The organism is Myxococcales bacterium (assembly GCA_016712525.1).
Lineage (GTDB): Bacteria > Myxococcota_A > Polyangia > Polyangiales > Polyangiaceae > JAAFHV01.
Genome location: JADJQX010000006.1, coordinates 207,133 through 220,922, shown reverse-complemented (window position 1 = coordinate 220,922; position 13,790 = coordinate 207,133). Strand labels below are relative to the sequence as shown.

The 13,790-nt window shown below is 67.8% G+C and carries 8 protein-coding genes and 1 pseudogene; 7 read left to right on the top strand and 2 right to left on the bottom strand.

All coding sequences use genetic code 11. From position 1 onward, the window contains the following. Position 1: 1 nt before the first annotated feature. Together IPK71_12835 and IPK71_12830 are read right to left on the bottom strand one after the other, a co-directional pair. Positions 2-751 (bottom strand): ATP-binding protein, encoded by a 750-nt coding sequence (locus IPK71_12835; protein ID MBK8214618.1) that lies wholly within the window; start codon positions 749-751, stop codon positions 2-4. Positions 752-769: 18 nt separating this feature from the next. After that, positions 770-2,311 (bottom strand): annotated as a pseudogene (locus IPK71_12830) (IS21 family transposase). A 359-nt stretch (positions 2,312-2,670) separates the two neighbouring features. On the opposite strand from IPK71_12830, the gene IPK71_12825 reads away from it, so the two are divergent. The 7 genes from IPK71_12825 to IPK71_12795 all read left to right on the top strand — a co-directional run bounded on the left by IPK71_12825 (position 2,671) and on the right by IPK71_12795 (position 13,593). After that, on the top strand, positions 2,671-4,593 hold the full coding sequence (locus IPK71_12825) for a hypothetical protein (GenBank protein ID MBK8214617.1): 1,923 nt from the start codon (positions 2,671-2,673) through the stop codon (positions 4,591-4,593). Between the two features lie 313 nt (positions 4,594-4,906). After that, on the top strand, positions 4,907-5,857 hold the full coding sequence (locus IPK71_12820; GenBank protein ID MBK8214616.1) for a M15 family metallopeptidase: 951 nt from the start codon (positions 4,907-4,909) through the stop codon (positions 5,855-5,857). Between the two features lie 357 nt (positions 5,858-6,214). Beyond that, positions 6,215-6,577 carry a DUF559 domain-containing protein gene (locus IPK71_12815; protein ID MBK8214615.1) on the top strand — a complete coding sequence of 121 codons (363 nt, stop codon included), beginning with the start codon at positions 6,215-6,217 and terminating at the stop codon, positions 6,575-6,577. A gap of 292 nt (positions 6,578-6,869) precedes the next feature. Further along, positions 6,870-8,360: a hypothetical protein gene (locus IPK71_12810; GenBank protein ID MBK8214614.1), complete on the top strand. Its 1,491-nt coding sequence runs from the start codon at positions 6,870-6,872 to the stop codon at positions 8,358-8,360. A gap of 22 nt (positions 8,361-8,382) precedes the next feature. Further along, positions 8,383-11,541: a hypothetical protein gene (locus tag IPK71_12805; GenBank protein ID MBK8214613.1), complete on the top strand. Its 3,159-nt coding sequence runs from the start codon at positions 8,383-8,385 to the stop codon at positions 11,539-11,541. Positions 11,542-11,902: 361 nt separating this feature from the next. Then, positions 11,903-12,874, top strand: coding sequence for a M15 family metallopeptidase (locus IPK71_12800; protein ID MBK8214612.1), 972 nt, complete (start codon positions 11,903-11,905; stop codon positions 12,872-12,874). Between the two features lie 356 nt (positions 12,875-13,230). After that, entirely contained in the window at positions 13,231-13,593 is a 363-nt protein-coding gene (locus IPK71_12795; protein MBK8214611.1) for a DUF559 domain-containing protein, read from the top strand. Positions 13,594-13,790: the final 197 nt, after the last annotated feature.

Genomic DNA, 13,790 nt, shown 5'->3' with positions numbered 1-13,790 from the left:
CTCAAGTTTCTGACTTCGATTCTTCCTGCGTCTTGCGCCGCGAGGGCCCGGTGAGCGCGATCTTGTGAGCGCCGTGGAGCACACGATCGCAGATGGCGTCCGCGACGGTGGGGTCGGCCAGGTACGCGTGCCATCGGTCGGGTCCGATCTGGCTCGTGAAGACGGTCGCGCGAAGGCCGTAGCGGTCTTCGAGGATCTCGAGCAGATCTCGGCGCGCCTCCTCGGTAAGGGGAGCGAGCGCGAAGTCGTCGAGCACGAGGACGTCCGCCTTCGCGATCCGAGACAGGACGCGGTGGTAGCTGCCGTCCGCGCGCGCGATGCGGAGCTCGTCGAAGAGCCGCGCCACGCGTCGATAGACGACGCGGAAGCCTTTGCGGCACGCTTCATGGGCGAGGGCGCATGCGAGGTAGCTCTTGCCCGTCCCGGTGGCTCCCGTGACGATCACCGTCTGGTGCTCGGTGACCCAACGACATGTCGCGAGCCGGCGCACCATGGGCTTGTCGAGCTGACGCTCACGGGCGAAGGAGATTCCCTCGATGCACGCGTCGGTGATCCGGAGCTTCGCGTCGCGGAGATTTTTCGCGAGCCGAGCATTTTCGCGAGCGAGCATCTCGGCTTCGACGAGGAGTGCGAAGCGATCGTCGAAGGCCATCGCGAGGGTGTCGGGAGACTTGTCCTGCTCGAGCCAGGCGGAGGCGAGCACGCCCAACCGCATGGCGTGAAGTTTCTCTAGAGTCGGTTCTCTCAGCATGTCTTCTCCTTGTTTCTCTCAGTGGTAGTAGTCGGCGCCGCGGACGTTTTCGTGGACTGGACCGGTCGCGGCGGGGGCTTCGGGCTGGGGCAGCGGCTGCGTGTCGAGGTTGTGTTTCAGGATCGTCAGCACGGAGCGGTAGCTGCGCGCGCCCACGTAGAGCGCTCGACGGCAGGCCGCGTCGAGTCGCTCGTTCCCGCACTTTTTCGCGAGCCGAAACAGTCCGAGGCACGAGCGGTAGCCCAGCTCCGGGTGATGACGCCCTCCGAGGATGGCTTCGCAGAGGCTGCGTGTGTGAGGGGCCGATCTGCTCGGCCCAGTCGAGGATGCGCGAGGGGGTCCACTCGGCCTGAGCACGGTGGCTGCTCGGCATGTGCTCGGTCGTGGTCGTGAAGCCTCCGCGGCTGTAGCTCCGCACGTGCGCGGCAACGCGCTCGCGCCCGTGGAAGACTTCGATCGCGCTTGGCGTCGCCCGAAGCCAGAGCTCGACGTCGTCATGACGCAGGCCGTGCGGGACCGAGTAAAAGTGGCCGTCGAACGCGACGTGGTAGTCGACGTTGAGGCCAACCTTCTTCCACGTCTGCGTCTCGAACTCCCTGCTGGGGAGCGGCCCGAGGGCAGGCTTGTCGAGGCGCTCGAAGAGCTCGCGGCGGCTCGCCTTGTACGTCTTCATCGTCCGCGTGTTGAGGTCCGAAACGAGCTCACGCAGGCGCGCGTTGAGCTCGCCAAGGCTCGAGAACCTCGTCCCGGATGCGCGCGAGCAACCACCGCTCGGCAACCTGGACGCCGACCTCCACCTTCGCCTTGTCGCGCGGCGACTTCGGCCGCGCCGGCAAATCGTGGTGCCGTAGTGGCGCGCGAGCTCGGCGGTGGTGCGTTGCACGCCAGGGTCGTAGCGGCACGCCTTCACCACGGCGCTCTTGAGTTGATCGGGCACGATCGCGCGCGGCACACCGCCGAAGAACGTGAGCGCCCGCGCAACGCTCGCGACGAAGTCGGGCACCTGCTGCGTCCGCGTCGCCTCGGCGTACGTGTAGTTGCTCGCCCCGAGAACGGCGACGAACAGCTCGACCTCGACGACCTCTCCCGTCTCGGGCTCCACGAATCGCGGACGCATCCCGGCGTAGTCGACGAACATCTTGTCGCCCGCGACGTGCGTCTGCCGCATCACGGGTGAGCGTCGCTTCTGCCACGCCCGGTAGCGATCGCAGAACGCGGTGTACCGTAGCCCGTCCGGCTGGGCCGCCAGGTACTCCATGTGCAGGAGCGCGAGCGTCACCCCCGGTCGCCGCAGCTCGACGTGCAACGCCGCGCAGTCGGGCTCAGGACGCATGCACGACGGTGGAGCTGGGGGATAGAGGTACGTCTCGAGCTCCGCGTCGGAGAGCGCTTCCACGCTCGCCGCCGTCAGCCCGTGCGACCTCGCGTCGGCGAAGACCGCCGCCACGGTGCTCGGGCTCACGCCGACCGAGCGCGCGACCTCCCGGTGGCTGAGGCCGAGGGCCAGCTTTGCCTTAAAATCTCTCGTAGACGGTGCATCGGAAGTCTCTCGGTCGCCATGCCGCCGTCGTAGACGCCATGGGCTGGAGCCCCCAGGAGACCGTCACCTCATGCCGCGATCGCGATGCCCGTTTTGGGTGATCGGCATCCCCCGTTTTGGGTGATCGCGATGCGCCGTTTTGTCCGATCGCGATGGTCCGAAATACGCACTACGACGCGATCGTCGGCGGAATGACGGACTCGGCGCCGGCTATTCAAGCCTGCATCGACGCCGTCCCGAACCTCCCTGGATATGGCCTCGGCGCAGTGGTCCACATCCCTCCGGGCTACTACCGTATCGGGTCCACGATCGAGATCGGGCGCGGGGTGCTCCTCCGCGGCGCTGGGTCGCATCGGTACGGCGACTACGCTCCCGTACCGTGCTGCTGGCGGACGAAGGTGTCACGGCCATTCGGACCTGGCATGGCGGCATGGGTCTACCGGACGACTTTCGCGCCGACGGCTGCGCCATCGAGGATATCATGTGCCAGGCCGTCGGCCACTCCGTGGCGGGCGCCTACGGCCTTCAGATGCACACGACCACCTTCGTCAGCAGGTGCACCTTCGCTGGTTTTTCTTCCCACGGAATCTACATCGACACGATCGTCGGCGGATCCGCTTCGAACTGGCAGGTCCAGTGGTCGCGAGCGACCGAGAACGGCGGCGACGGACTCCATACCGTCGGCAACGATTCGAATAACGGCTTGGCCATCGGCTTTGACGCCCAGAGCAATAAGGGTTACGGGGTCTATGAGGCCTCGTTTCTCGGCTGCACCTACATCTCCTGCCACACCGCCGAGAACCTCAAAGGTGGCTATTGCGTGGCTCCAGGCTCCCCCGGAGCATCGAGCTTCCTCGGGTGCTACCACGAAGGCAATCAGCCTCCGAATGCCTTCGAGGCCAACAACCTCACGGTGCTCGGAGGATTCGGTGAGGCTGGCGAGACCCCGCGGTCTTCCTACTACGGAGGTTACGCTCACCAGGCACAGCCCGTCACCTTCGTCTCGACGACCGGGCCCGCACTGACAGCCCAAGGGACGAACCCACCTACGCTACGCCTTCGCGGGTACCTCATCGAGCCCTACGCCGCCGTTCGCATCGAGATCACCACAGCCGGCTACCCGGATGGCAAGAACGCCTGGGGCGAAGCCGCTGGCGCCTCCGCAGAATACCGGTGGTCCATCGACGACGGCACGACGTGGAACGGGCCCTTTCTCATCCCGCCCACCCATGATCCGTACGGCGCTGGCCCCGCCATCGTCACCCTTGGCACGACCGGCCTCGCTGCCGTCTTCACCCCGGGGTACTATTCCGCCGACAACGTCTGGTTCGGCTCCTCCGATGGCGGCCAAATCACCTCGTTCCAGGCCGGCTCCAAGGTCGACGCCAAAGCCGCATTCGCCTGGTCGCATCAGCAGTTCCCTCTCGTCGAAGGTACCGATGCAGGCTATCAATGCGTCTGGAACCCGGAGACCGGACAGTGGGACTTTCGTTGGGGCGGGAGCGGCTACTTCATTGGCATGCACTTCGCCAGTCGTTACAGCCTCCCGCGGCCCGGCCACGTCACCTTCGACGACGGAGTTTGGTTCGGGACCCAAGCTCAGGGCTGGAACCGGCTCACCGGCGCCTCGGCCGATCACGACGTCGGCACGACGGACTGGCTCGGCGGCACCGGCTCCGACACCGGCTTCGTCGGCTGGTTCAGCGCCGGAGACCTCATTGTCAACCGCTCCAACACGACGCGTTTCCCTGCCGCGTGGCGCGCCGTCGAGTCGGGCGGTTGGTCCATGGGCCTCTTCGGCCCCAACACCCCATGGGTCACCGGCAGGCAGTATTCTCCGGGTGAGTCCGTCGAGCCTACCGTCCCGAACGGGTACGTTTACCGCGCCCTCTCTCGCGGAACCGCCGGCGCTGCCGAGCCTACTCCTTGGCCGACCACTCGTGGCGGAACCATCGTCGACAACGACGTCACCTGGGAGTGCGTCGGCCCCCAAGGCCCCTCCGTCATCGAGCCCATTCTCTCCCAGTCCGAGCTCCTGGGCGTCTACACCGTCGCGGGGTCTGCCACCCTCACCGAGAACGAGGCTCAGTTCGAGCGGCTCAAGCTCGACGGCGCCCCCGGCGCCGCTTTCGACCTCACCCTACCCCCCGGTCCTGCCGAAGGCTGGCTTCGCGTCGTCTGGAACGCCACCGCCGACGACGCCACCATCAAGGCCAGCGCGGGAGATCCCGGAATCGTCGTCCCCGCCGGCAGCGCCTACCACCTCCTCAGTGACGGTGCCGCCTGCGTCCGCGTCATGTAGCGCTCCTTCGCGCGTCTCTCTCTGCGTCCCCCCCTGAGCGAGCGGAGCTCGCGATTTGGGGGGGACCGCAGGCGCGCAGGCCGTAGGCCGAGCACCTGCGAGGGGGGGCACCTTCTCTCCCTCGCGACCACCGCCAAGCTCGAGCACCGGCGCGTTGGCGGCACCTTCTCTCCTCGCGACCATCGGCAAGCCCGAGCACCCGCGCGTTGGCGGCACCTTGCTCTCCCCCTTTTCCGCACGCGCTTCGGCCCCGCCCCACGAACCCCTCTCATCTCCCCCGTTTCGCCTATGAGAGGCCCTCGCGAGGCCCTCTTTGCGCGCCCTGCCCTTCGCCCTGACGACCGCGCTCGTCGCGCTCGCCGCGTGCGGAAAGAGCGCGCCGCAGGCCCCTCAAGAGCCCCCCGCCGACGCCGCCCTCGACGCCCCTCCCCGCGACGCCGCGCTCTCCGCGCTCTCCGCCAACGACGCGGCCCTCCCCACGGGCGACGCCTCGGCCGACGCGAGCGCCGAGGCCACGGACGCGCCCCCGAAGGACCCCTACGGCGCCATGAAAGAGAGCGCACGCATCGCCTGCGCCGTCCTCGCCAAGGGCGCACAGAAGAACTTCCTCGCCCCGCGCGACCTCAAGGCCTCCTTCGTCGACGGCGACGACCTCCTCGCCCTCGTCAACCGCTCCCCCCAAGGCGCACTCGCTCCCGACTACGCCCCGACCGACATGGTCGACGTCGTCAAGTTCCAGCCCCGCTCCCCCGCCGACTGCGAAAAGTACCAGTGCCTCCGCAAAGAGGCGGCCATGGCCATGAAGGAGCTCCTCGCCGCCATGGCGCGCGCGGGCGTCCCAGGCCACATCGAGTCCGTCTATCGGAGTTATCTCGCCCAGTGTGTCACCTTCCAAGGGTGGGTGAAGCGCAGCGACTTCTGCTCCGCCGCCGAGCAGTCCGCCCTCCCGGGCCATAGCCAACACCAGCTCGGCACCACCATCGACCTCTTCACCGCCGAGTGGAAGGCCTCCGGAGAGACCGTCTTCCGTCAGGGCTTCGGCTGCACCAAGGGCGGAAAGTGGCTCGTCGAGCACGCCTGGGAGCACGGCTTCGTCTTCCCCTATCCCATCCACCCCGACGACCTCCACGAGAAGGAGACGTGCATCCCGCGGGGCGATCACGAGGGAGAGAGCAGCGTTGCCCCCACCCGCCCGGCGAGCAAAAGCCCCATGGCGATTCGAGGTCTTCGCGGGTTCTCTCGTTCGTCGCGTTTCTCGGTGTGAGCTTTTCCTCGCCGGTCGGCCTCCCCCAAACCTCGTTCTCGGCTTCGCTTTCCCACGGCTCGTCGCGACACCCGCTTGCGCGAAGCCTGCGAGCGAGGAGGGGGAGGCGCAGAACCGCGGCACGGCTCGGGCCCCTCGATCTCCAACGAGTGAAGGCACCCTTGCGATCGTCGCGAGCCGCGTGATCGAGAGGCTCGCGACTCACTTCCTCCGTGCCAGCGAGGGCGCCGGCGTCGTGCCGTGGCGCACACGCCGCGCCAGCGGCATCGGAGTCAGGCGCGGGGCGAAGTTTGCCGCTGTCACGGCGTCTGCGCCGGTGGGGCACGAAGCCGGCGCCCTCGCCGGCACGGAGGCCCTATGCGTTTTCTCTTTCCGTCTTTCCGTCACGAACGCACGTTTCTCGCCCCCTGCGCCCAGTACTCCAGGCGCAACCCCACGGCGTCGGAGCGCATCCTCTGGGAGGCACTGCGCGGGCGCCGGCTCGGCGTCAAATTCCGGCGCCAGGTCGTCCTCGGCACGGTCATCGTCGACTTCTTTGCGCCGGAACCGCGGCTCGCGGTCGAGGTCGACGGGGCCTCCCACGTCGGCCGCGAGCGGCGCGACCGCGAGCGGGATGGGTACCTCGAGAGCTACGGCGTGCGCGTCCTTCGCGTGAAGGCGTGGCACGTGGAGCGGGAGCTCCCCGCGGTGCTCGTGCGCATCCGCGCGGCGCTCGGGTGAGCACGAGAGGGGCGCGCTTCGCGCGCCCTGGCCCCACGGCCTCCGCCGAGACCGCTGCCTGAGTCGCCGCCCGATTCGTCGAGCTGCACCGCCCGCGGCTTGACGCCACGCCATTCGAAGCTAAACCTAGCCGACGATGACTCGGGGGGGGTCCACACGACTTATTCTCGTCCGCCGCGCGACAACGTCGCCGTCCTGACGTACCCCATGAGGAGTGGGCGATGCGCCCATCAAGGAAGGGTGCGTCGATGAGGATGTGGAACGAGAGAAGCGTGGAAGGAAGGGTGGGGCGATGATGCTGCCGAAACGAAGAGCGGCCCTGTACGGCGCCGGGGCCTCGCTCGCCCTCACGCTCGCGGCTTTCGCCTGCGGCAGCAACACCGAACCCCCGCCCGCCTGCGACGGCGCGGCCTGCGCCGACGTCGCTACCCCGGACGCGAGCTCGCCTACAGAAGCCGGCCCCGACGGCCCCGACACCAACACCCCCGACGCCGACGCCGCCCCCGACGCGGGAGACGCGTCCGACACCGGCTCCGCCTGCACCGGGCCCGCCGGGACCCTCGACCCTACCTTCGGGGACGGGGGGATGGTCGTGCTCTCCTACGGGAACGAAACCGCAAGTGCGCGCGCGGTAGCTATCCAAGGTGACGGCAAGATCGTAGTGGGCGGAACGAAGACGAACAACGGGGATGGCTTCGCGGTTGTTCGCCTGTTGTCGAACGGCAGTCTCGATCCCGCGTTCGGAACCGCGGGCCTCGTCGAGACGAAGGTGGGAAATACGAGCCATGTTCTGAGAGCCATCGCGTTGCAGCCGGATGGGAAGATCCTCATCGCGGGCTACACCCGCTTCGTCGGGCAGAACTTCGACTTCGCGGTCCTCCGCTATTCGTCCGATGGGGTGCTCGACTCGACATTCGGCAACGGGGGCGTCGTGTTGACCGACTTTGCAACGCGGACCGACCAGGCGATGGCGATGGCGCTCATGGCCGATGGGCGCATTCTGGTCGCCGGCCAGACGCTCACCGATGACCTCACCGTCGCTGACATGGCGTTCGCTCGATACAACGCCGATGGCTCACTGGACACGACGTTCGGAAGCGGCGGGCGCGCCATGGTCGATGTGCGGGGCACGCCCGACGAGGCGAGAAGTGTGGCACTAGTGCCGGGAGGGAAGATCCTCGCCGCCGGAATCAGCCGGGATCCCGCAGCGAGTCGCACAGACATGGTGGCCGTGCGTCTCAGCGCCGACGGCGCGCTGGACGCAACCTTCGGCAACGCGGGCTTCTTTCTGACCAATTTCGGAGGCCCCGGTTCGCAGACCGCGCAGACGGTCGTGGTCGACACCGCTGGACGCCCGTTGCTCGGTGGGTTCTACGGCACAACGGCCCCCCGCGATTTCATCGCGATTCGCCTCACGGAGGCCGGCGCGTTCGACCCGACGTTTGGAGACGGCGGTGTCGCCACGTCCGACTTCCAAGGCCGGGACGACTTCGGAAATGCGCTCCTGATCGAACCGGGGGACAGATATCTCCTTGCGGGTAGCAGCCTCCCGGCCTCTCCGACCCTTGAGCCACGCATGGCGCTCTCACGCCATCTCTCTGGTGGTGGCCTTGATCCGACATTCGGAACGATGGGACGTACGTTGACTTCGCTTCCCGCCGGGTTCAGCGGGACTGCGATTGCCGGTGCGGCGCTCGCTCCGTGCGGGGTCGTCGTCGTAGGGGGCTGGAGCTCCGACGCTCTTGGGCTTTCAACAATTGGGATTGCACGCTTTCGGCGGTGAAGAGTAGCGAAAGAGGTGGAGCATGGCGGTCGGCTGCATTGTGAACGACGCAACGGGGGTACTGAAGGGAGACGCCTTGTGCGTCGTCGGCTGGGATGGCGGCACCGACAAGCCGAAAGTGGCGCGGGCCACGCGTGCGGTACTGCTCACCTCGAAGACGGTCTACGGCGTCGCGGAGGACGACGCCGCGAACAACGATCCGATCCAGGTTCTCGTGGCAGGCGACGCAGCAAGGAATGCAATCACCTCTCTCGGCGCGGGCACCTCCTACGTCGTCGCGACCGACGTAAACGCCGGAACGGCTGCCGACCAATGCCGGCTCATTCGCGTCGAGCGTCCGGACGGCAGCGAGTACGTCGTGGGCACCTGCGACGAGGGCGGGAACCTCGCGATCCAGCCCCGCGCCTCCCGCGACACCTCGGCGCGGCTCATGTTCAATGTGAGGAGCTATGGTGTCACCGGCGCCGGCTCCGACGAAACGGCCATTTCGGCTGCGGCATCGGCCGCCGCCGCGTCCACCGGAGGTATTCTCCACTTCCCCTCCGGCACCTACGTCACCTCGCCCGGTTCCACCCTCACCGTCCCAGCGAACGTGCAGGTCTTCTTCGACGAGGGCGCCACGCTGGAGCCGAACGGAGCCTCCGTCACCCTCGAGGGTCGCATCCTCGCGCATCCCAACCAGACGCTCTTCGGCGGAACCGGTTTTCGTTCCGCGGTCACGCCGAGCGGTGCCGGACTACCCGTCGTGACGATTTCCGGCGAGCCCGCGCGCGACTACGATTTCGTCGTCGCCATCGACGCAGTCAATAGCTCCCTGTTTCGCTATTCGCTCGACGGCGGCACATCGTACTTCCCCGCTCCACCCGCGGCTGCGCTCACGCTCCCGGTCGGCAGCATCTTCGCCTTTCCCGCCACCGGTATCACGGCCGCGTTCCCAGCGGGTATCTACGTCGCCGGCTCGAGCTACACCTGGTCCACTCGGCGCGCCGTGTCGGTTGGCCCTGCCTCATTCCCGAGCTTCAACGTCATCAATTTCGGCGCCGTGCCCTACGACGCGATCGTCGGCGGAATGACGGACTCGGCGCCGGCTATTCAAGCCTGCATCGACGCCGTCCCGAACCTCCCTGGATATGGCCTCGGCGCAGTGGTCCACATCCCTCCGGGCTACTACCGTATCGGGTCCACGATCGAGATCGGGCGCGGGGTGCTCCTCCGCGGCGCTGGGTCGCATCGGTACGGCGACTACGCTCCCCGTACCGTGCTGCTGGCGGACGAAGGTGTCACGGCCATTCGGACCTGGCATGGCGGCATGGGTCTACCGGACGACTTTCGCGCCGACGGCTGCGCCATCGAGGATATCATGTGCCAGGCCGTCGGCCACTCCGTGGCGGGCGCCTACGGCCTTCAGATGCACACGACCACCTTCGTCAGCAGGTGCACCTTCGCTGGTTTTTCTTCCCACGGAATCTACATCGACACGATCGTCGGCGGATCCGCTTCGAACTGGCAGGTCCAGTGGTCGCGAGCGACCGAGAACGGCGGCGACGGACTCCATACCGTCGGCAACGATTCGAACAACGGCTTGGCCATCGGCTTTGACGCCCAGAGCAATAAGGGTTACGGGGTCTATGAGGCCTCGTTTCTCGGCTGCACCTACATCTCCTGCCACACCGCCGAGAACCTCAAAGGTGGCTATTGCGTGGCTCCAGGCTCCCCCGGAGCATCGAGCTTCCTCGGGTGCTACCACGAAGGCAATCAGCCTCCGAATGCCTTCGAGGCCAACAACCTCACGGTGCTCGGAGGATTCGGTGAGGCTGGCGAGACCCCGCGGTCTTCCTACTACGGAGGTTACGCTCACCAGGCACAGCCCGTCACCTTCGTCTCGACGACCGGGCCCGCACTGACAGCCCAAGGGACGAACCCACCTACGCTACGCCTTCGCGGGTACCTCATCGAGCCCTACGCCGCCGTTCGCATCGAGGTCACCACGGCCGGCTACCCGGACGGCAAGAACGCCTGGGGCGAAGCCGCTGGCGCCTCCGCCGAGTACCGATGGTCCATCGATGACGGCACCACCTGGAACGGGCCCTTTCCCATCCCGCCCACCCATGATCCGTACGGCGCCGGTCCCGCCATCGTTACCCTCGGCACCACCGGTCTCGCTGCCGTTTTTACCCCGGGGTACTACTCCGCCGACAACGTGTGGTTCGGCTCCTCCGACGGTGGTCAAATCACCTCGTTCCAGGCCGGCTCCAAGGTCGACGCCAAAGCCGCATTCGCCTGGTCGCATCAGCAGTTCCCTCTCGTCGAAGGTACCGATGCAGGCTATCAATGCGTCTGGAACCCAGAGACCGGACAGTGGGACTTTCGTTGGGGCGGGAGCGGCTACTTCATTGGCATGCACTTCGCCAGTCGTTACAGCCTCCCGCGGCCCGGCCACGTCACCTTCGACGACGGAGTTTGGTTCGGGACCCAAGCTCAGGGCTGGAACCGGCTCACCGGCGCCTCGGCCGATCACGACGTCGGCACGACCGACTGGCTCGGCGGCACCGGCTCCGACACCGGCTTCGTCGGCTGGTTCAGCGCCGGCGACCTCATCGTCAACCGCTCCAACACGACGCGTTTCCCTGCCGCGTGGCGCGCCGTCGAGTCGGGCGGTTGGTCCATGGGCCTCTTCGGCCCCAACACCCCATGGGTCACCGGCAGGCAGTATTCTCCGGGTGAGTCCGTCGAGCCTACCGTCCCGAACGGGTACGTTTACCGCGCCCTCTCTCGCGGAACCGCCGGCGGTGCCGAGCCTACTCCCTGGCCGACCACCCGTGGCGGAACCATCGTCGACAACGACGTCACCTGGGAGTGCGTCGGCCCTCAAGGCCCCTCCGTCATCGAGCCCATTCTCACCCAGTCCGAGCTCCTGGGCGTCTACACCGTCGCGGGATCGGCCACCCTCACCGAGAACGAAGCCCAGTTCGAACGCCTCAAGCTCGACGGCGCCCCGGGCGCCGCTTTCGACCTCACCCTACCCCCGGGCCCCGCCGATGGCTGGCTTCGCGTCGTCTGGAACGCCACGGCCGACGACGCCACCATCAAGGCCAGCGCTGGAGATCCGGGAATCGTCGTCCCCGCCGGAAGCGCCTACCACCTCCTCAGCGACGGAGCCGCCTGCGTCCGCGTCATGTAGCGCTCCTTCGCGCCGCGCTCTCTGCGTCCCCCCCTGAGCGAGCGAAGCTCGCGATTTGGGGGGGACCGCAGGCGCGCAGGCCGTAGGCCGAGCACCTGCGAGGGGGGGCACCTTCTCTCCCTCTCTCTCTCGTCATCGCCGAGCACCTGCGAGGGGGGGCACCTTCTCTCTCTTCGCGCACGCCGGCGAAGGCCGAGCACCTGCGAGGGGGGGCACCTTCTCTCCCTCTCGCGTGCACGTCATCGCCGAGCACCTGCGAGGGGGGCACCTCGCGCGCTCTCCCCCCTTTTCTGCACGCGCTCCTGCCCGGCCCCCACGAACCCCCTCTCATTTCCCCCCGTTTCGCCTATGAGAGAGCCCCATGAGGCCCTCTTTGCGCGCCCTGCCCTTCGCCCTGACGACCGCGCTCGTCGCGCTCGCCGCGTGCGGAAAGAGCGCGCCGCAGGCCCCTCAAGAGCCCCCCGCCGACGCCGCCCTCGACGCCCCTCCCCGCGACGCCGCACTCTCCGCGCTCTCTGCCAACGACGCGGCCCTCCCCACGGGCGACGCCTCGGCCGACGCGAGCGCCGAGGCCACGGACGCGCCCCCGAAGGACCCGTACGGCGCCATGAAAGAGAGCGCCCGCATCGCGTGCGCCGTCCTCGCCAAGGGCGCCCAGAAGAACTTCCTCGCACCGCGCGACCTCAAGGCCTCCTTCGTCGACGGCGACGACCTCCTCGCCCTCGTCAACCGCTCCCCCCAAGGCGCCCTCGCTCCCGACTACGCCCCGACCGACATGGTCGACGTCGTCAAGTTCCAGCCCCGCTCCCCCGCCGACTGCGAGAAGTACCAGTGCCTCCGCAAAGAGGCCGCCATGGCCATGAAGGACCTCCTCGCCGCCATGGCGCGCGCGGGCGTCCCCGGACACATCGAGTCCGTCTATCGGAGTTATCTCGCCCAGTGTGTCACCTTCCAAGGGTGGGTGAAGCGCAGCGACTTCTGCTCTGCCGCCGAGCAGTCCGCCCTCCCGGGCCATAGCCAACACCAGCTCGGCACCACCATCGACCTCTTCACCGCCGAGTGGAAGGCCTCCGGAGAGACCGTCTTCCGTCAGGGCTTCGGCTGCACCAAAGGCGGAAAGTGGCTCGTCGAGCACGCCTGGGAGCACGGCTTCGTCTTCCCCTATCCCATCCACCCCGACGACCTCCACGAGAAGGAGACGTGCATCCCGCGGGGCGATCATGAGGGAGAGAGCAGCGTTAGCAGCGTTGCCCCCACCCGCCCGACGAGCAAAAGCCCAATTGCGATTCGAGGTCTTCGCGGGTTCTCTCGTTCGGCGCGTTTCTCGGTGTGAGCTTTTCCTCGCCGGTCGGCCTCCCCCAAACCTCGTTCTCGGCTTCGCTTTCCCACGGCTCCTCGCGACACTCGCTCGCGCGAAGCCTGCGAGCGAGGAGGGGGAGGCGCAGAAACGCGGCGCGGCTCGGACCCCTCGATCTCCCACGAGTCAAGGTACCCTTGCGATCGCCGCGAGCTGCGCGATCGACAGGCTCGAGACTCACTCCCTCCGTGCCGACGAGGGCGCCGGCGTCGTGCCGTGGCGCACACGCCGCGCCAGCGGCATCGGGGTCAGGTGCGAGACGAAATTGCCGCTGTCACGGCGTCTGCGCCGGTGGGGCACGAAGCCGGCGCCCTCGCCGGCACGGAGGCCCTATGCGTTTTCTCTTTCCGTCCCTGCACCACGATCGCACCTTTCTCACCCCGTGCGCCCAGTACTCCGGGCGCAACCCCACGCCGTCGGAGCGCATCCTTTGGGAGGCACTGCGCGGGCGCCGGCTCGGCGTCAAGTTCCGGCGCCAGGTCGTCCTCGGCACTGTCATCGTCGACTTCTTTGCGCCGGAGCCGAGGCTCGCGGTCGAGGTCGACGGCTCCGCGCACATCGGCCGCGAGCGGCAGGACCGCCAGCGGGACGCATACCTCGCGAGCTACGGCGTGCGCGTCGTTCGGGTGAAGGCGTGGCACGTGGAGCGCGAGCTCCACGCGGTTCTCGTGCGCATTCGCACGGCGCTCCGGTGAGAGCAGAAGGGGGCGCGCTTCGCGCGCCCCACGGAAAGGCCGGGCCCAGGGTCCACGAAGGGACCGCTGCCTGAGCGTCCGCCCGATTCGTCGAGCTGCCCCGTTGACGGCTTGACGCTACGCCATTCGAAGCTAAACCTAGTCCACGATGACTCGGGGGGGGGTACGAACGACTTATTCTCGTCCGGCGCGCGACA

Bases quoted from the DNA above. Each gene is read 5' to 3' on its own strand.
- IPK71_12835 (MBK8214618.1), bottom strand. From the start codon at position 751: ATGCTGAGAGAACCGACTCTAGAGAAACTTCACGCCATGCGGTTGGGC.
- IPK71_12815 (MBK8214615.1), top strand. From the start codon at position 6,215: ATGCGTTTTCTCTTTCCGTCTTTCCGTCACGAACGCACGTTTCTCGCC.
- IPK71_12810 (MBK8214614.1), top strand. From the start codon at position 6,870: ATGATGCTGCCGAAACGAAGAGCGGCCCTGTACGGCGCCGGGGCCTCG.
- IPK71_12805 (MBK8214613.1), top strand. From the start codon at position 8,383: ATGGCGGTCGGCTGCATTGTGAACGACGCAACGGGGGTACTGAAGGGA.
- IPK71_12800 (MBK8214612.1), top strand. From the start codon at position 11,903: ATGAGGCCCTCTTTGCGCGCCCTGCCCTTCGCCCTGACGACCGCGCTC.
- IPK71_12795 (MBK8214611.1), top strand. From the start codon at position 13,231: ATGCGTTTTCTCTTTCCGTCCCTGCACCACGATCGCACCTTTCTCACC.